Annotated in this window: 16 protein-coding genes; 10 read left to right on the plus strand and 6 right to left on the minus strand. The window is 70.6% G+C overall.

The annotated features are described in order from the left end of the window. Window positions 1-12: 12 nt before the first annotated feature. Genes OZ948_14635 through OZ948_14660 form a run of 6 tightly spaced genes read right to left on the minus strand, consistent with a single transcriptional unit; the run spans window position 13 to window position 7,627 of the window. Entirely contained in the window at window positions 13-3,036 is a 3,024-nt protein-coding gene (locus OZ948_14635; protein ID MEB2345963.1) for a hypothetical protein, read from the minus strand. Beyond that, window positions 3,033-4,262, minus strand: a complete 1,230-nt coding sequence (locus OZ948_14640) for a glycosyltransferase family 4 protein (protein ID MEB2345964.1) — start codon at window positions 4,260-4,262, stop codon at window positions 3,033-3,035. Before OZ948_14640 ends, OZ948_14635 begins: the two co-directional genes overlap by 4 nt. A 7-nt stretch (window positions 4,263-4,269) precedes the next feature. Then, complete coding sequence (gene wecB, locus OZ948_14645) at window positions 4,270-5,400, minus strand: UDP-N-acetylglucosamine 2-epimerase (non-hydrolyzing) (GenBank protein ID MEB2345965.1); 1,131 nt, start codon at window positions 5,398-5,400, stop codon at window positions 4,270-4,272. Window positions 5,401-5,414: 14 nt separating this feature from the next. After that, complete coding sequence (locus OZ948_14650; protein ID MEB2345966.1) at window positions 5,415-5,597, minus strand: DUF5989 family protein; 183 nt, start codon at window positions 5,595-5,597, stop codon at window positions 5,415-5,417. Between the two features lie 12 nt (window positions 5,598-5,609). Then, window positions 5,610-7,349 carry a carbamoyltransferase gene (locus OZ948_14655; protein ID MEB2345967.1) on the minus strand — a complete coding sequence of 580 codons (1,740 nt, stop codon included), beginning with the start codon at window positions 7,347-7,349 and terminating at the stop codon, window positions 5,610-5,612. A 26-nt stretch (window positions 7,350-7,375) separates the two neighbouring features. Beyond that, window positions 7,376-7,627, minus strand: a complete 252-nt coding sequence (locus OZ948_14660) for a hypothetical protein (GenBank protein MEB2345968.1) — start codon at window positions 7,625-7,627, stop codon at window positions 7,376-7,378. Window positions 7,628-7,908: 281 nt separating this feature from the next. On the opposite strand from OZ948_14660, the gene OZ948_14665 reads away from it, so the two are divergent. The 10 genes from OZ948_14665 to OZ948_14710 all read left to right on the plus strand — a co-directional run. Then, on the plus strand, window positions 7,909-9,330 hold the full coding sequence (locus tag OZ948_14665; GenBank protein ID MEB2345969.1) for a sigma-54 dependent transcriptional regulator: 1,422 nt from the start codon (window positions 7,909-7,911) through the stop codon (window positions 9,328-9,330). A gap of 21 nt (window positions 9,331-9,351) precedes the next feature. Beyond that, entirely contained in the window at window positions 9,352-10,041 is a 690-nt protein-coding gene (locus OZ948_14670) for a polysaccharide biosynthesis/export family protein (protein MEB2345970.1), read from the plus strand. A 3-nt stretch (window positions 10,042-10,044) separates the two neighbouring features. Beyond that, on the plus strand, window positions 10,045-11,652 hold the full coding sequence (locus OZ948_14675; protein ID MEB2345971.1) for a hypothetical protein: 1,608 nt from the start codon (window positions 10,045-10,047) through the stop codon (window positions 11,650-11,652). Window positions 11,653-11,675: 23 nt separating this feature from the next. Beyond that, window positions 11,676-13,391: a hypothetical protein gene (locus tag OZ948_14680; GenBank protein ID MEB2345972.1), complete on the plus strand. Its 1,716-nt coding sequence runs from the start codon at window positions 11,676-11,678 to the stop codon at window positions 13,389-13,391. Window positions 13,392-13,409: 18 nt separating this feature from the next. Further along, complete coding sequence (locus OZ948_14685; GenBank protein ID MEB2345973.1) at window positions 13,410-14,306, plus strand: AAA family ATPase; 897 nt, start codon at window positions 13,410-13,412, stop codon at window positions 14,304-14,306. Window positions 14,307-14,323: 17 nt separating this feature from the next. Continuing rightward, on the plus strand, window positions 14,324-15,166 hold the full coding sequence (locus tag OZ948_14690) for a CpsD/CapB family tyrosine-protein kinase (protein MEB2345974.1): 843 nt from the start codon (window positions 14,324-14,326) through the stop codon (window positions 15,164-15,166). A 23-nt stretch (window positions 15,167-15,189) separates the two neighbouring features. Next, window positions 15,190-16,275 (plus strand): MraY family glycosyltransferase, encoded by a 1,086-nt coding sequence (locus tag OZ948_14695; protein ID MEB2345975.1) that lies wholly within the window; start codon window positions 15,190-15,192, stop codon window positions 16,273-16,275. After that, on the plus strand, window positions 16,272-17,237 hold the full coding sequence (locus OZ948_14700; protein ID MEB2345976.1) for a GDP-mannose 4,6-dehydratase: 966 nt from the start codon (window positions 16,272-16,274) through the stop codon (window positions 17,235-17,237). Before OZ948_14695 ends, OZ948_14700 begins: the two co-directional genes overlap by 4 nt. Next, window positions 17,234-18,193, plus strand: coding sequence for an SDR family oxidoreductase (locus tag OZ948_14705; protein MEB2345977.1), 960 nt, complete (start codon window positions 17,234-17,236; stop codon window positions 18,191-18,193). Before OZ948_14700 ends, OZ948_14705 begins: the two co-directional genes overlap by 4 nt. Beyond that, window positions 18,190-18,790 (plus strand): nucleotide sugar dehydrogenase (locus OZ948_14710; protein ID MEB2345978.1); only part of this gene is annotated, 601 nt, incomplete at its 3' end. The genes OZ948_14705 and OZ948_14710, both read left to right, overlap by 4 nt.

Below are 18,790 nucleotides of genomic sequence, written 5' to 3' on the forward strand. Positions count from 1 at the left end.
GGGATGGGACGCTCAGGAGGCGCTGCAGAGCGCCTCGTCGAGCTCGAGCACGAGCTCGTTCAGGACCCGCAGCGACCGGAGCGAGTCGCCCGGCTGCTTCGCCGCGATGCTCTGCGCGATCTGCCGGTACATGCGGCTGTAGGCCTGCATACGGTTGATCCGGGTCCGTCGCAGCACCCGCAGCGGCCCCTCCGCCAGATAGCTCGACCCGTTCGAAACGGTCACGGTCCGGTCCCGGGCGCGCATCACGACGTGGTTCTGCACGCCGATCCGGGGGCTTCCCAGGTGCGTCAGGTGGAGGACCAGCGAGGCTCCGTTCTCGAGCTCGACCTGCGAGACGCTGTCGCCGTTCTGGCTGCGCGTCGCCGACCAGCGGCGGGGTCGGGAGTAGTCGTTCATGAACAGGAACTGGTCGATCCAGTGGCAGCCGTTGCTGATGACGTGGCTGCGCGCGTTCGGCCAGCGGTACCAGTGGCGAGCGGGCAGGGCCACCTCGAAGACGTCCGAGCAGATGCTGATCGGCTCTCCCGGCCCGACCCGCAGATCCTCGCGTGCGAGGGCGAAGAGCGGGTTGTGGCGCATGTGATAGCCGCTGAAGAGCCGGCCCTCCCGCCCCTCGAGCGCGCGGAGCAGGCGCGCGAGCTGGTCCGGATCGGTGACGGCAGGCTTCTCGACCACGGCGATGGCACCGCTCTCGAGGGCCACGATCGCCTGGTCCGCGTGGGTGTGGTGGTATCCGGCGACGAAGTGGACCTGGAAGGTCTCGCCGTCGAGCAGGACGGGCGAGGTCGACACCGCCCAGGGGAGGTCACCGATCCTCCCGATCTGGGTCGGGTCGAGCTCGTGAACCGCCCGGATGTCCACCCACTTCTTGACGCACGGGATGATGTTCGTCTTGGCATAGTTGCCGAGGCCGAAGATGACGCCGGTGAGCCGCTTGTCGTCCCGCCGCGGCTTCGGAGCACCGTGCGAGACGGCGACCGGGGAGGTGGGGCCGAGGGGGAGGATCCGCTCGGCGAGGGGCTCTCCTCCCCAGAAGGCGGCGACGCGCTCGAAGGCCTCCTCGACCACCTCGGGCTCGAGCTTGCGCCCGGATTCCGGGTGCCAGGCTGCGATCGGCTCCGGGATCGTGCCGGGGCCCGTCCAGGCCACGAGCGTCACGCCTTCGGAGCTGGAGCGGCGTGCGAGGAGCTCGGCTGGGATCTCGCGAACGAGCAGGTTCGACAGGACGATCCGCTCGACGCAGCGTGGATGGGAGGGGGCGACGAAGGCCACCGCCGTTCCCACGGCGGGGCCGGTACCGCGACGCTCGATCACGGTGCCGATCCCCGTCGCCAGGTACTTCTCGTTGCGCAGCGACTCCCCGAGCCGGGAGCGCACCTTCCGCATCACCGACCCGGGCCCGAACTCACGCAGGTACTCGAGGAGCATCTGGATGCTCTTGGGACGCTCGAAGTACTGGCCGGTGATCCGTTCGAGGTTGGCCCAGCTCGCGACCTGGATGCGGACGCTGTCCTCCGTGAGGTGGTAGTCGAGGTAGCCGTCGTTCCAGGAGTCACCGCTGAGGAGGCGCATCCCGGTGACGGCCGGTGCCACGGGCTTTGCGAGATCCAGGGTCTCGTAGGGCTGCTCGGCGAGCTGCCCGCGGCGAAGGGCGAGCGTCGAGCCTGGCGCCGACAGGACGGCGCGGAACTTCCCGTTCGCTTCCCTGGGGATCGCCTCGACGAGCTCGATGCCGATCTCGATCTCGTCTCCGAGGCGGCTGCGGATCTCCTTTCGCAGCGCCTCCTCGCTCTCGTCGCGCCAGGTCGGGTAGGGAACCACGAGGACGTCGATCCGCTCGCGGCGGTGCTGGCGGATCTGCGCCTCCGCGACGTCGAGCTGGCCCTTGAAGATGTGGTCGAGCCGCCCGATCCAGCGCCCGTCCGGCGTGACCACGTAGTCTTCGATGCGCCCGTCGATGTCGAGGAAGACGTCGCCGGCCCGGCCGCACGGGCAGGGCCGCTTCGAGCGGGTGCCGACGTCGCCGATCCGGTAGCGCAGGAAGGGCGTCACCTCGTTCGCGAGGCCCGTCACGAGGAGGGGGCCGCGGACCCACTCGTCGGTCTCCTCCTCGGGCTCGACCTCGACGATCGAGAACTCCATGTCGACGTGCAGGTGGTTCTCCGGGCAACCCGTCATCGAGACGGCGAACTCGCTCGTGCCGTAGCGATCGTGGACCGGTGCGCCGAAGGCGGCTTCGATGGTGTCGCGATGGAAGGCCAGCAGCGACTCCGAGGAGGTGAAGACCGCGACGAGCCGGCCCTTGGGAAGCGGCCGGCCGGCGGCGAGCATCGCGCGGCCGATCAGGTGGAGCGAGGAGGGATAGCCCTGGACGTAGCGGGCCGGGGTCGCGTGGATCGCCTCCACGTAGGCCGGCAGGTTCTCGGGCTTCATGTGGTAGAGCGAGAAGAGCGTCTGGCGCCCGCCCCAGTAATTGGTGCGCCAGAACGGCGGGTCCTCCTGGCGGAGCGGGACGATCGCCTGGCCGCCGAAGGTGAGGTGGGGATCGTCGAGCTCGACCCCGCAGGCACGACGCATCCGCCAGACGGTTGCGTACTCCTCCGCCGACGTCCTTGGTGTGTACCACAGGGGAAGTGCGGTCCCCGTCGTGCCGCTGGTCCGGCTGGTCTGCAGCAGGCCCTGCGGGATGTCGTCGGCGACGAGCTCGGCGGCCCGCACGCGATAGGTCGCCTTGTCGAGCGGCGGGATGCTCGCGAGCGTCTCGCGAATCGCCGTCGTGGCGTCACGGGCCTCGGAAGGCGGAGGAAGATCCTTCCAGAAGCGCGTGTGCTCGCGGGCCCGACGGACGAGGTGATCGAGACGCTGGCGCTGGATCGCGATCAGCGCCGCCTCGTCGGCGCGCCCCGTGCGGTCCCACTCCGTGAGGATCCGGTGGAAGTGCGGGGTGAAGCGGGTGCGGGCGCGCTGCCAGCCGGCGAAGGTGCAGGCGGCGTTCTGCAACGGGATCGGCAGGACCTCGTACCAGAGACTCATGGGGCGCTTCCCGTGATCCGCTCCAGGAACTCGGCCATCCGGGAGGCTAGCGCGTCGCGCTGGAAGCCCTGATCCACCCATTCGCGTCCGGCGCGCGCCCGCAGCGCCGCCTCCTCCGGATGGGTACGGATCCGTTCGAGGACGTCGGCGAGCTGCACGGCGTCCTCGGGATCGACGAGGAATCCGGCCTTCGCCTCCTCGACCAGGCGGCGGATCTCGCCCCGCGCGGCCACCACGACCGGGCGCTGCTGCGCGCAGAACTCGAAGACCTTCGACGGGATCACGGTCTCGAAGACCGGGAGATCCCGCAGCATCACGAGCAGGCAGTCGACGGAAGCGATCCAGGCCGGGATCTCGGCGCGGGGCCGGAGCCCGAGGAAGCGGACGTTCGTGAGGCCGCGCCGGGCGGCCTCGGCCTCGAGACGCGCGCGATCGGCCCCGTCACCGATCAGGAGGAACGCCACGTCCTCGCGATCCCGCATCCCTTCGGCAGTGTCGAGGATCGTTCCGAGCGCGTGGGCGAGGCCGAGCGTCCCGATGTAGGCCGCGAGCCAGCGGCCCTCGAGCCCGTGCCGCCGGAGCAGCTCGGGATCCGGCGGCCGCGGCGCGAACAGCTTGGCGTCGATGCCGTTGTAGACGAGCTCGATCCGGTCGCGCGGGACCCCGCGGCTGCTGATGTGATCGATGAAGGCGCGCGTATTGACGACGATCCCCGCCGCGCTCCGGTAGAGGCGGGTCTCGACCCACTCGAGGAAGCGGATCGCGCGCGCGCTCCGGAGCTGCCCGAGCTGGACGATCGAGTCCGGCCAGAGGTCGCGCACCTCGAGCACGAAGGGACGGCGGCGGAGGCGGGAGATGACGGCCCCCGCGAGGCCCACGAAGAACTGCGGGCTGGTGGCGACCACGACGTCCGGCCGCGGCGCGCGCAGCGAGGCCAGGACCGAGGCCGCCGCGAAGAGCAGGTAGTTGAGCGTCCGCCGCACGAACCCCTCGTTGGGCGTGACATAGGTCCAGGTCCGGAGCACGCGGATCCCGTCGATCCGCTCCTCCTGGAGCAGGCGGTTGCGATAGCCGGGGAAGATCTCGCCGCGCGGGTGGTTGGGGACGCCCGTGATCACGGTGACCTCGTGGCCGTCCCGGACCCACTGGCGGGCGTGCTCGTGGGTCCGGTTCGCAGGCGCGTTGACCTCGGGTGGGAAGTAGTGGCTGACGAAGAGGATCCTCACCGCGAACTCAGAGCCCGCCGTCCAGGGCGCCGCCGCCAGCCTGTGCCTCGAGGACCGCGACGATCCGCTCGGCGGCACGGCCATCCCACCCCTCCGGCACGCGCCCCTTCCGCGCCTCGCCGTCGAGGATGCGGCGGGATTCCCGGCGGATCGCGGCCGGGTCGCTGCCGATCAGGAGATTCGTCCCCTCGCTGAGGGTGACCGGGCGCTCCGTGCTGTCGCGCAGGGTGAGACAGGGCACGCCGAGCGCGGTGGTCTCCTCCTGGATCCCCCCGGAGTCCGTCAGCACGAGCCGCGCGCTTGCCATGAGGCCCAGGAACTCGAGGTAGCCGAGCGGCTCGGTGAGCTGGAGGGCCGGAGTGCGCCCGTCGAGCCGGTTCGCGATCGAGGCGCTCGTTCGCGGGTGGATCGGAAAGAGGACGGGCAGCTCGCGGTGCAGGTCCTCGAGCGCGGCGAAGAGCCCGCGTAGGCGCGCGGGGTCGTCCACGTTCCCCGGCCGGTGCAGGGTGAGCAGCGCGTAGCCGCCCGGCTCGAGGCCCAGCCGCTCGAAGGGCGCCGCCTTGCGGGCCCGCTCGAGGTGCCCGAGCAGGGTGTCGATCATCACGTTGCCGACGAAGTGGATGCGATCCTCGGCGACGCCCTCCCGGCGCAGGTTCTCGGCGCCCGAGGGCTCGCTCGTGAACAGCCACCGCGAGACGGCGTCCGTCATGAGGCGATTGATCTCCTCCGGCATCGAGCGGTCGAAGGAGCGCAGGCCCGCCTCGACGTGGGCGACCGGGATCCCGAGCTTCACCGCGGCCAGGGTCGCCGCCAGGGTGGAGTTCACGTCGCCCACCACGAGCACGACGTCTGGCTGCCGCTCGACCAGGACGGGCTCGATCGCGCGCAGCACGTCGGCCGTCTGCACAGCGTGGGAGCCCGAGCCGACGCCGAGGTGTACGTCGGGCTCGGGGATCCCGAGGTCGCGGAAGAAGGCGTCCGACATCGCCGCGTCGTAGTGCTGGCCGGTGTGGACGAGCAGCGCGTCGATCCCCGGCCGCGCGCGCATCACCCGCAGCAGGGGCGCCACCTTCATGAAGTTCGGGCGCGCGCCGGCCACGGTCAGCACGCGGATCCGTCGATCGGTCCGTTCGCTCAAGCGGCTGGCTCGAGCTAGAACAGCGCGTAGATGAACGGCGCCACCGCCGAGCCCTGGGTCAGCACGATCAGCAGCGAGAGCAGCAGCATCGTGACGAGGATCGGACCCAGCCACCACTTCTTGCGCACGCGCATGAAGGCCCACAGGTCCTTGAAGATGCCGAGGCTCTCGAGTCGCCCGCCGCTGCTCTTTGCCATCGTGTTCGTCTCCTAGTCCAATGCGTAGAGCGTGCGCCAATCCTCGTCTTCTTCGAGCTTCGGCTGCTCACGCTTGAAGAGAAGCTGGTTGCCCAGGACCAGCACGTCCATGTCGGTACGCATGAAGCAGAGATAGGCGTGCTCGGGCGAGCAGACGATCGGCTCGCCGCGCACGTTGAAGGAGGTGTTGATCAGGACCGGGCAGCCGGTCTGGCGGTCGAACTCCGCGATCAGGTCGTAGAAGGCGGGCGCCGTCTCGCGGGTCACGGTCTGGACGCGCGCCGAGCCGTCCACGTGGGTGACGGCCGGGATCTCGCGGCCGGGCTTCACCTGGCAGACGAGCAGCATGTAGGGGCTCTCGCGGTCGAGCTCGAACCACTCGGACGCCCGATCCGCCAGGACGGCCGGGGCGAAGGGACGGAAGCTCTCGCGGAACTTGATCTTCAGGTTGACCCGCTGCCAGTTCTCCTGGTTGCGCGGGTCGGCCAGGATGCTGCGCATGCCGAGCGAACGCGGCCCCCACTCCATGCGCCCCTGCATCCAGCCGACCACGGCCTGCTCCTCGTGGAGCTGGCGGGCGGTCTCGCGGATCATCTCGTCGCGGGAGCGGGCGTGGTAGGGGAGCTTGCGCTCGTCGAGCCAGCGGCGGATCTCCTCGTCCGACCAGGCGGGGCCCCAGTAGGCGTGGTCCATCCGGAAGCGCCGCGGGTGGCCGAGGACGCTGTTGTGGACGAAGAGGGCGGCACCGAGGGCGCTCCCCGCGTCGCCGGCCGCCGGCTGCACCCAGAGGTTCTCGAAGGGCCCTTCGCGGACGATCCGGCCGTTGGCGACGCAGTTGAGCGCCACGCCGCCCGCCATCACGAGGTTCCGCAGGCCCGTGCGGGCGTGGAGGTCCCGCACCATCCGGAGCATGACCTCCTCGGTGACCTTCTGGACGCTCGCCGCGCAGTCCCAGTGGAAGGCCTCCATCTTCGACTCGGGATCGCGGCGCGGGTGCCCGAAGAGCTTCGCGAAGCGATCGTTGGTCATGGTGAGGCCGTAGTCGTAGGCGAAGTACTTCATGTTCAGCTTGAAGGAGCCGTCCTCGCGCAGGTCCACGAGCTCCTTCAGGATCAGGTCGTAGTACTTCGGCTCGCCGTAGGGGGCGGCGCCCATCACCTTGTACTCGGCGCTGTTCACCTTGAATCCCAGGTAGTAGGTGAAGGCGCTGTAGAGGAGCCCGAGCGAGTGCGGGAAGCGGATCTCGCGCAGCATCTCGATCTGGTTGCCGCGGCCCACGGCCTCGGTGGCCGTCGCCCACTCGCCGACGCCGTCCACGGTGAGGATCGCCGCCTCCTCGTAGGGGGAGGGCAGGAAGGCGGCGGCGGCGTGCGACTGGTGGTGCTCGGAGAAGAGGACCTCGCCCTGGTAGCCGAGCTCGCGCGCGATCACGCTCGGGACCCAGAGCTTCTCCTTGAGCCAGACGGGGATCGCCTTCGAGAAGGACGGCAGCGACTTCGGGAAGGTCGCGAGGTAGGTGAGCAGGATGCGCTCGAACTTGACGAAGGGCTTGTCGTAGAAGGCGACGTAGTCGACCTCGTCGATGCCGATCCCGGCCTCGCGCAGGCAGTAGGCGACGGCCTGCTTCGGGAGGTCCGGATCGTGGCGCTTGCGGGTGAAGCGCTCCTCGTGCGCGGCCGCGACGAGCTCGCCGTCGCGCAGGAGCGCCGCTGCCGAGTCGTGGTAGAAGCACGAGATGCCGAGGACGTTCACGTGGGGACTCCGGATCGCGGCGACGCTCAGAAGGGTTGCTTCACGTTCTCGAGCAGCGGCGGCCGGCTGTCGGCGTCCCGCCACGCGGAGCCGGTGCCGCCGAGCCCCCGCCGCGAGAGGAAGTCGCTGCCGACCGCGCGCGACACGAGCGAGGCCGGGCCGATCACGAGGCCGTAGATCAGGCCCAGCAGGACCAGCGTCTGCACCTCGGCGAAGCGGGCCACGATCTGCATCCAGCCCTCGAGCAGGCGGCGGATCGGCGAAGCTCCTTCGATCATGAGTACCCCATCGTCACCGGAGAGGTCGCAGCGGAGGCAGCGGCATCCGAGGAGGGCGGAGCATACCCGGGACCCTGCCCAGCACCGAATCGTCCCTGAGCGCCCCCAGGGGCATCATCCTGCCACGCTCCCGTTCTCTCCACCTCCTCTGGCTGCCGATAGAGGAAATCGTCTTCCCAGGTGGAAACAGCCTTCCCAAGCGCGGAAGATTCTTACACACTCTGCGCCCGCCGTTGGGTGCGGGTCCCTACGCTACCCGCCGCAAGGGAGAAGGACGAAGGATGGCGCAGTCCCATCGGATGCTGGTGATCGACGACGACCCCGGCCTGCGGGACTACCTCAAGGCGCTGGCTTCGAGCCGCGGCTACCAGGTCTTCACCGCCGGCACCGGCGAAGACGCGATCGAGTCGCTCGATGCGACCCGCCCCGACCTCGTGACGCTCGACCTGGTGCTGCCGGGCATGGACGGCCTCGAGACCCTGCGCCGGATCAAGGAGCGCTTGCCCGACGTCCCGGTCGTGATGCTCTCCGGCCACGGCCAGGCCCGCAACATCGTCGAGGCCATGAAGCTCGGGGCCTCCGACTTCCTGCGCAAGCCCTTCGAGGTGGAGGAGCTCGAGGTCGCCTTCCAGAAGGCGCTCGAGAAGCGCGCGCTCCGCAAGGAGGTGGAGGAGCTGCGCGGGCGCGTCCGCTCGGAGAGCGAGCTCCTGATGTTGTGCGGCGACGACCCCAAGATGAAGGAGGTCCGCGACATCATCGAGCAGGTGGCCGACACCGACATCACGGTGCTGGTGCGCGGCGAGAGCGGGACGGGCAAGGAGCTGGTGGCGCGCGCGCTCCACCGCCTGTCGAACCGCGCGGACCGCCCGTTCGTGAAGGTCAACTGCGCGGCCCTGCCCTCGGAGCTCCTCGAGAGCGAGCTCTTCGGCTTCGAGAAGGGCGCCTTCACGGGCGCCCAGCGCCGCAAGCTCGGGAAGTTCGAGTACGCGAACCGCGGGACGATCTTCCTCGACGAGATCAGCGAGATGCACCCGGCCCTGCAGGCGAAGCTCCTGCAGGTCCTGCAGGACGGCGAGTTCTCGCGGCTCGGCGGCGAGAGCGACGTGCGGGTGGACACGCGCGTCATCGCCGCGACCAACCGGAACCTCGAGTCGGCCGTGGCCGACGGCAGCTTCCGCGAGGATCTCTTCTACCGACTCAACGTGGTGACCGTGCAGCTCCCGGCCCTGCGGGATCGGCGGGACGCGATCCCGTTACTCACGGAGCACTTCCTCGCCATGTACAACCAGCAGTACGGAAAGGACCTGAAGCAGCTCCGCCCGCGCACCGTGGAGATGTTCCACGGCTACCACTGGCCCGGGAACGTGCGCGAGCTCGAGAACATGGTGAAGCGGATGGTGGTCCTCGGGACGGATGCGACCGTCCTGGAGGAGATCACCCACAGGATGGCGTCGGCAACGCCCGAGAATGGGGGCGAAGGCCCCCTCGACCTCGGGGCCCTGGGCGTGGATCTCGACGACGCCAAGAGCCTGGATCTCAAGGCGATCGCCAAACGTGCCGCCCAGATGGCCGAGAAGCGGGTGATCGAGCGGGTCCTGGACCAGACGCGCTGGAACCGGAAGGAAGCCGCCGAGCGGCTCCAGATCAGCTACAAAGCCCTGCTTTACAAAATGAAGGAAAACGGCCTCAGCCCGGCGGGCTGAGGCGTCGCGAGGGGCCGTTGCATGGATGGCAGGGAGTGCGCGAGCGCGATCACGATGACGGTCGTCCTGCTGGCGATGGCGGCCGGAGCCTCACTCGGCTTCGCATCGGTCGCCGAGGCCCAGGACGACGGAGCGGTCGCGACGGGCGAGCCGACCCCCGCGGAGCAGCCGGCGTCCGAGACGGTTCCGCTCCCCGCACCCTCCGCCGGGCTCGACGAGGCGGGAGACTATCTCATCGGTGCGCCCGACCTGCTGCGGATCCTGGTCTGGCGCAGCCCCGAGCTCTCGACCGAGGTTCCGGTGCGGCCCGACGGCCGGATCTCGGTGCCGCTCCTGGGCGACATCCAGGCCGCCGGGATGACCACCCATGAGCTCCGCGATCGCATCGCGACGGGGCTCAGCGAGTTCATCAGCGCTCCCGACGTCACGGTGATTGTGCTCGAGGTGAACAGCAAGGTCGTGTACCTGGTCGGAGCGGTGTCGCACCCCACCGCGGTGCCGCTGAATCGCGAAATGCGGGTGCTCGACGCGATCTCGGTCGCCGGCGGATTCTCGCCCTTCGCCGATCGTGACGATGTCCGCATCCTGCGCCCGCTCGCAGACGGCAGCATCGAGCAGCACGAGTTCAACTACAAGCGCTTCGTCAAGGGCAAGGACCCCGATGCGAACCTCCTGCTCCGGGCAGGAGACACGATCGTGGTTCCGGACTAGCAAGTGCGCGCGCTGGCCCGGGCGCTGCTGCTCCTGTCCGTGTCCTTCGCCGCCAGCGCGGCGGGCGGGGCTGAGCTCAAGCTCGGATGGAACACCCAGGTGATCGGGGACTCGAACCCGCTGCGGTCGGCGGACGACGAGGAGCCGGACGCGTCGATCTACGGCGGGCCGAACCTCAGCTTCCTCCATCGTGGGCCCAGCCTGGATGCGCGGATCGACTATCAGCTGCGCTACGAGCAGTACATCGAGCACAGCTCGGCCAACGGCTTCGAGCACTTCGCGAACGGCTTCACCCGCTGGCAGATCACGCCCAGGACCACCCTCGAGGTCAGGAACACCTTCTCGCGTACACGCGGCCTCTCCGGCGAGTTCCTGCAGCCGATCCCCGGGATCGACCCGATCGGGGTGGCCGGCGATCTCCGGCTGGAGCGATCGGCCGTGACCTACGTCGTGCCGACTGCTCGCCTGACCCACCAGCTCTCCGAGCTCTGGTCCTTCGAGGGCTCGCTCGATGGGGCGCTCTACGACTCCGAGGGCGAGCGCAATGCGCCCTCGCAGTCCCTGCGCGGCGCGGGGCAGTTCATCCGCATCCTGAGCCCGCGGATGCTGGCAGGTGGGGGTGCGGCGGTGAGCCGGCAGCAGTTCGACGACACCGAGAGGACGGTCGGCTCGGGAGCAACGTTCCTCGAGGCCTTCGGGGTCTTCCGCTACCAGTTCTCACCGACCTTCTCCATCTCGTTCTCGGGCGGCCCGGCCTGGAACGAGCCCGACAGCCCCGAGGACTATTCGCGCAACCCTCGCGTCGGAACGCGGCCGGACGCCTCGGAGGTGACGAGGCTCATCGACCCGACCCGCTGCGTGCTGCCGGTGAGCGGCGAGGTCCCCGCCGGGACCGTGAGCATCTCGGCCTGCCCGCGGCGCAACACCGTCTTCTTCCCTCCCGGAGGCGGCTTTCCCGTCTTCGCGCCGAGCGCGCTGATCTCCACGGTCGCAGTCGACCCCCGTGCCTTGAGCTTCCACCGGGTCGATCGGCTCGGGGACGTCGAGGACATCCCCGGCAGCGTCACCTTCTTCGGCCAGGCAAGCCTCGAGAAGCAATGGAACCACTTCAGGAGCTCGCTCTTCTACCAGCGGCGTGCGAGCACCTCCTCGGGATTGAACTCCAGCACCAACGTCGACGTCGCGTCGGCGCTGCTGAACTGGACTCCGGATCGCTGGTGGAGCGTCGATCTGCGAGGGACCTGGATCCTCCAGGCCCAGAACAGCGAGCAGACCTTCAGCGACGCCCTGCTCGATCCCAACCCGGTGACGGTCTACGTCGATTCGAGCGGCCGCGTGTTCGATGCGCCCCAGCCGGGGGCCACCGCCGTCCCCAACGCCGCTCGCATCGTGGGCGTGCGCGACGCGGGCCTGATCGACCTCGGGATCGAGATCGAGACCATCCGGCTCGATCTGCGAGCGCGGCGCCGCTTTGGCGAGCACCTGCTCGTATCGGCGATGACCGGCTGGTGGCGCCAGACGACCTCGGGGGACTTCCGGGAGGAGGTGACCCTCGACAACTTCCGCGTCGAGCTGGGCCTCACCTGGACCTTTGATCCGATCGAGCTCTGATCGCCGGCAACGAGGGACGACCCATGAACGAGCAGACCTTCCAACTCGGCGACATCCGCGGCATCGTGCGCCGGCGCTGGCGGCTGGTGGCGGCGGCGGCGGCTTCCGGGCTCCTGCTCGCGCTCTTCCTGAGCTCGATCATCCCCAATCGCTACGTGGCGCACACCACGATGCTGATCGAGCCGCAGGCGATCTCGAAGCGCCTGGTCGAGGGGGACAGCGAGGCAACCGATCTCATCAACCGGCTGCACCTCATGACCATGCAGATCCTGAGCCGGCCGCGGCTCTCGAAGGTCATCGACGACCTGGGCCTGTACACGGACCTGAGCGACGAGAAGACGCGCGAGGAGGTCATCGAGTACATGCGGGCCCAGATCTGGGTCGAGCCCGTGCTCCCGGAGCTCCAGGAGGGCACCACCCGCCGGAACGAGCCGGTCGCGATCAATACCTTCCAGCTCTTCTTCCGGAACGAGAGCCCCCGCCGGGCTGCCGACGTGGCCAACCGGCTCTCCAACGACTTCATCGACGAGCACATCCGGGAGCGGGTCCGCGTGGCCGGCGACACCGCCGAGTTCATCGAGGCGGAGCTGGGCCGGCTCACGGGGCGCCTGCGCGAGGTGGAGTCCCAGATCGCCCAGGTGAAGCAGGAAGGCGCCGGAAGCCTTCCCGAGGATCGCGACAACAACGAGCGCCTGCTCGGCCGGGCGATGGATGCGCTGAACATCGCCCAGCGGGGCCTCGCGGAGGCACAGAGCGACCAGGCCTTCTACCGCCAGCAGGCGACGGCGGTGCGCGCCAGCGAGGGCCGCCGTGGCGACGACGTGGTGGGCAAGGCGGTCAGCCCGGCGCTCCGGCTCCAGGAGCTCGAGATGATGCTGGGCGAGATGCAGGCGCGCGGCTTCACCGACAAGCACCCGGACGTGGTCAAGACCCGGGCCGAGATGGAGCAGCTCCAGGCGCGCGTGGATAGCGACGACCCCACCGAGGCGCCGACTTCGGTGGCCGAGCAGGAGGCCCGTGCCCAGGCGGAGCGCGCAGCCACGCGTGCCGAGACCGAACAGCGCGAGATCGAGCGCCTCGAGGGCGAGATCCGGCAGCTCGAGGAGCGGATCGCCCGGACGCCCGCCGTGGCGGAGCGGCTCGGCGCGCTGGCCGGCGAGTACGAGTCCCTCACCAAGAGCTTCGGGGAGTTCTCGAGCAAGCGGGTCGAGGCGACCGTGGCGGCGAACATGGAGCGCCGGCAGAAGGGCGAGCAGTTCCGCGTGCTCGAGCCCGCGGTGACGCCGCCGAACGCGGATTCTCCGAATCGCCCGCTGATCCTCGTGCTGGGCCTCTTCGTCGGCCTGGCGCTCGGGGTTGCCCTGGCGTTCCTGCTGGAGGTCTCGGACACCTCGATCCACGACGCCCGTGGGCTCCAGGAGCGGCTGCGGATCCCCGTCCTGGCGTCGGTGCCCGCGATCCTGCTCGGCGCCGAACGGATGGCCCAGCGCCGCAAGCAGATCCGCGAGGCGATCGCGGCCGCGGTGGTGGCGGGGGCCGTCATGGCTGCCTCGGTGGTGGGATACCTGTACGTCAACCGGTCGCGCCTGTTCGGTGGCGAGGAGCGCCCCGCCGCGGAGGCTCCGGCAACGGCGGCCGCGCCGGGCGCCGCTCCGGCACCGGCGGCGGCCGCGGCGCCAGCGCCGGCGGGTGCCGGGAATCCGCGCGCCGCTGCGCCGGAGTCGCCTCCGGGCAATTGAGTCGCGGGACACGGAATCATGTACCTCGAGCACTACGGCCTGATCCGCGCGCCCTTCGAGATGACGCCCGACCCGGCGTTCCTGTATCTCGGAGAGGCGCATCAGGAGGGGCTCGCGACGCTCGTCTACGGCGTGCGGGCGCGCAAGGGCTTCGTCATGCTCACGGGCGAGGTCGGCACCGGAAAGACGACGCTGCTGCACGCGCTGCTCGCGCAGCTCGCGCCCGGCACGGCCTCGGCGTTCCTCTTCAACCCCCGGCTCGAGCCGCTCGACTTCTTCCGCCTGCTCTTCGACGAGTTCGGCATCCCGCAGCGCTGTGCGACCAAGGGCGAGTACCTGATCGCGCTCAACGAGTTCCTGATCGAGCAGCTCCGCAAGGACCAGCCGGCGCTCCTGATCGTGGACGAGGCGCAGAACCTCTCCGCGGAGATGCTCGAGGAGATCCGGCTGCTCTCGAACCTCGAGACGGCCACCTCGAAGCTGATCCAGATCATGCTGGTGGGCCAGCCCGAGCTCGAGCGCAAGCTCCAGCTCCCCGAGCTGCGCCAGCTCCGCCAGCGCATCGTGCTGCGCTTCCGCCTGCGTCCCTTCACGCTGGTCGAGACGGCGAACTACGTCGAGGAGCGGCTGCGGCTCGCCGGCTACACGGGCAAGGGGCTCTTCCGCCGCTCGGCGGTCGAGGCCCTGCACGAGCGGAGCGGCGGGATCCCCCGGCTGATCAACGTCCTGTGCGACGGCGCCCTGCTCTCCGGGTACTCGCAGGGCACGGCGACGATCGACCGGGGACACATCGAAGAGGTGGCTCGGGATCTCGGAATGATCGAAGGGCAGGAGGACGGCGCTGCCGGCCGGCCTGCCGTCACGGCCACGCCGCCGGGCCGCTGGCGCCGGCGCGTGCGCGGCTGGTTCCGCTGAGGCGGACGGGAGAGAGCATGGGGAAGGTCTACGACGCACTCCAGAAGGCCGAGGCCCAGCGGCCCGCGCGCAGTGCCGCCTCGGTCCGGCCGTCCGAGGCCGTGATGACCGGGGGCGTCTCGCCGGTGCGGGACCGCGGCGAGAGCCTCCTCGACGGGCTGCTCCGGCGCCTGCGCGGCCAGCGCAAGCCGGCGGCCGAGGACGGCACGAGCATCAACAAGCGCCGGATCGCGCTGCTCCATCCCGACTCGTTCGTGGCGGAGCAGTTCCGGTCGCTGCGCGCGCGCCTCGACTCGCTCGCGGCGCAGCGGCCCCTGCGCACGCTTGCGATCGCGAGCGCGCTGCCCGGGGAGGGGAAGACGACGGCTGCGGTGAACCTGGCCCTGGTCAGCTCGATGGCGGTCGGCCGCCGCGTGCTGCTGGTGGACTGTGATCTCCGCAAGCCCAAGGTCCACACGGCCCTCGGCCTGCGGCCCGAGCTCGGGCTTGCCGAGATCCTCGCGGGCCAGGCCACGCCCGACCGCGCGATCCTGAAGGTCGAGGGCTGCGAGCTCCACGTGCTGCCCGTGCGCGGGACGCCCTCGAATCCCTCCGAGCTGCTCGGCTCGGAGCGGATGCGGACGCTGCTCGAGGAGCTGGCGCGCGGCTACGATCAGGTGATCCTGGACATGCCGCCGACGCTCGGGCTTCCGGACGCGAAGGCGCTCAGCGAGCTCGCCGACGGCGTGGTCCTGGTGGTGCGGGCGGACGAGACGCCCCAGGAGGACGTGGAGGCTGCGCTCGACGTCCTCGACCGGCGGCGCATCCTCGGCGTGGTCCTGAACGGCGCCGTGACCGACAGCCAGCGCTACGGATACTGAGCGAGCCGGCTGCGGGGACGATCGTGAGCGTTGTGAGTCTGGTGATTCCGATGCTGGCCGCCGCGGGTGTGGCGGCGGCAGTGACGCCGATCGTCGGCCGGCTCGCGCGCGCGGTCGGGGTGATCGACCGCCCCGACGAGCGCAAGGTGAACCGCCGCGAGAACATCCCGCTGCTCGGCGGGCTCGCCGTCGCGCTCGGCTTCCTGGTCGGTCTCTCGGTCGCGACGATGCTGAGCGGCGACGCCGCCCGCTTCCGCGGGCACCTCGAGGGCCAGATCCTCGGCAGCCTGATCCTCCTCGCCCTCGGGGTGGTGGACGACCGCCGCCCGCTGAACGCGTGGCCCAAGCTCGCCGGGCAGCTCTGTGCCGCCGGCGTCGCGATCTTCTACGGCTTCCGCATCGAGCACCTCTCCGACCCCATCACGCAGACGGTCTTCTCCCTGCCGGCGGTGCTGGTCTGGGCGGTGTCGCTCCTGTGGATCGTCGGGATCACGAACGCGATGAACCTGATGGACGGGCTCGACGGCCTGACCACGGGCGTGGGCGTGATCATCGGCACGACCCTCACCCTGATCAGCTTCCAGGCCGGAGAGACGGTCGGCGTCCTGATCGGCGTCGTCTTCGTCGGGGCCCTGCTCGGGTTCCTCCCCTACAACTTCCCGCCGGCACGCATCTTCCTGGGCGACACGGGAGCGCTCTTCATCGGCTTCAACCTCTCGCTGCTGGCGCTCGAGGGCTACCGCAAGGCCTCGATGCTGACCTTCGTGGTGCCGCTGCTGGCGCTCGCGGTTCCCCTCCTGGACACGGCCCTGTCGATCTACCGGCGCGTCCGCCGGCGGGCCTCGATCCTGTCCCCGGATCGCCAGCACATGCACCACCGGCTCCTCGAATCGGAGGGCTCGCATCGCGCCGCGGTGCTCTCGATCTGGTTCCTGACCGCCTGCTTCTGCGTGATCGCCGTCTCCTTCACCAATCTCGAGGGCTGGGCGGCGCTGGTCTTCCTGGCCCTCGTGATCGTGCTGACCCTGCGGCTGCTGCGGAATCTCGGCTTCTTCGCGGTGCAGGGTGCGCAGGAGCCGGTCGATTCGCGCGAGGAAGAGGCCCGGTGAGCCGTCCCGGGCGGGTCCTCGTCACGGGCGGTGCCGGCTTCGTCGGCTCGACGCTGGTGGACCGCCTGCTCGGCGAGGGCCGCGAGGTCGTGGCCCTCGACTCCTTCGATCCCTTCTACCCCGAGGCGCACAAGCGCGAGAACCTGGCGGGAGCGATGCGCTCGCCGCGCTTCCGGCTCGAGGTCGGCGACATCCGCGACGCCGGGGCGGTGGGCCGCGCGCTGGCCGGCGGCGTGGACGCGATCGTGCACCTGGCCGCGCTCGCCGGCGTGCGGCCGAGCCTCGAGCGGCCGGCCGAGTACGCCGACGTGAACGTGCGGGGAACGGCGGTCGTCGCCGAGGCGGCGGTGCGGGCGGGCGTGCAGCGGCTGGTCTTCGCCTCCTCGTCGTCGGTGTACGGCGAGCGCGAGCAGGCGAGCGGGCCGTTCCGGGAGAGCGATCCCGTCGAGCGGCCGGTCTCGCCCTATGCCGCGACCAAGCGCGCCGGGGAGCTCCTGCTCCACACCTTCCACCACGCGCACGGCCTCCCGATCGTGTGCGCGCGGATCTTCACCGCCTACGGCCCGCGCCAGCGCCCCGACCTCGCGATCCGCAAGTTCGCGGAGCGGATCGCCGCGGGGCGCCCGATCCCGGTCTTCGGCGACGGCTCCGCGACGCGCGACTTCACCTACGTGGACGACCTGGTGGAGGCGCTGGTGCGCGCCACCGACAGCGAGCTCGGCTTCGAGATCCTGAACTTCGGCGCGGGCCGTACCGTGCGGCTCCTCGACGTGGTGGCGGCGCTCGAGCGCACCCTCGGGCGCAAGGCCGAGATCGAGTGGCTGCCGCCGCAGGTGGGCGACGTGCCGCGCACCTGGGCCGACGTCTCCGCGGCCAAGGCCGCGCTCGGCTGGGCGCCGGCGGTCGAGATCGAGGACGGCATCGAGCGCTTCGCCGGATGGCTGCGCGGGAGGGCAGGGTGACGGCGGGACGCGAGCGACAGGCGCTGGTGACGGGCGGCGCGGGCTTCATCGGAAGCCATCTGGTGGACGGGCTGCTCGAGGCGGGCTGGCGGGTGCGGGTGCTCGACGACTTCTCGAGCGGCCGCGAGGCGAACCTCGCCGCTGCCCGCGCGCGCATCGAGCTGATCCGCGGGGACCTGGCCGATCCGGCCACCGCCGCGAAGGCGGTGGCCGGCGCCGAGGTGGTCTTCCACCAGGGCGCGATCCCGTCGGTGCCGCGCAGCGTCGCGGAGCCCGTGCGCACCAATCGCGTCAACATCGACGGCACGCTCACGATCCTCGAAGCCGCACGCGAGGCCGGGGTTCGCCGCGTGGTCTACGCCGCGTCCTCGTCGGCCTACGGCGACACCGAGGTGCTGCCGAAGGTCGAGACCATGCCGGCGTCGTCGCTCTCGCCCTACGCGCTCCAGAAGTACGCGGGCGAGGTCTACTGCCGGCTCTACCACGAGCTCTACGGCCTCGAGACCGTGGCGCTCCGCTACTTCAACATCTTCGGGCCGCGCCAGGACCCGAAGAGCGCCTACGCCGCGGTCGTCCCGCTCTTCGTGACCTGCTGCCTGCGCGGCGAGCCGCCGACGATCCACGGCGACGGCGAGCAGTCGCGGGACTTCACCTTCGTCGCGGATGCCGTGCGCGCAAACCTCGCCGCCGCCGACGCGCCGCGGGCGGCCGGGCAGGTCGTCAACGTGGCCGGCGGCCGGCGGGTCACCCTCAACGAGCTGCTCGGGATGATCCAGGAGATCGCCGGGAGCCGCGTGACACCGGTCCACGGGCCGGTCCGCGCGGGCGACGTGCGGCACAGCCTCGCCGACCTCGGCCGGGCGCGCGCGCTCCTCGGCTGGGAGCCCGCGACCTCGTTGCGCGCGGGCCTCGAGAGCACCGTGGCGAGCCTGCGGGCCGCAGGGGGGGCGAGGTGAACGTCTGCATCATCGGCTCCGGGTACGTGGGGCTCGTGACGGGCGCCTGCTTCGCCGAGTTCGGCGTGCAGGTGTGCTGCGTGGACAAGGACGCGGCGAAGATCGCCGCCCTCGAGCGCGGGGAGATCCCGATCTACGAGCCGGGCCTCGAGGCGGTGGTGCAGCGCAACGTGCGCGAGAAGCGCCTGTCGTTCAGCACCGACACCGCGAGCGCGGTCGGCCGGTCGCTCGTGGTCTTCGTGGCGGTGCAGACGCCGACGGCTGCCGGCGGCGGCACCGACCTCAGCGCGATCGAGGCGGTGGCCCGCGAGATCGGCCGCGCCCTCGACGGCTACAAGGTGGTGGTGACGAAGAGCACGGTGCCGGTCGGGACCTCCTACCGGGTGAAGGGCTGGATCGAGGAGGAGCTCGGGGCGGCCGGCCGGAGCCAGCGCTTCAGCGTCGCCTCCAACCCCGAGTTCCTGCGCGAGGGCGCCGCGATCGGGGACTTCATGCGGCCCGACCGGGTCGTGATCGGCGCCGACGACGACGAGGCCGTGGCGATCCTGAAGGACCTCTACCGGCCGCTCTACCTGATCGAGACGCCCTTCGTGATCA

Source organism: Deltaproteobacteria bacterium (genome assembly GCA_035063765.1).
Classification (GTDB): Bacteria; Myxococcota_A; UBA9160; order UBA9160; family PR03; genus CAADGG01.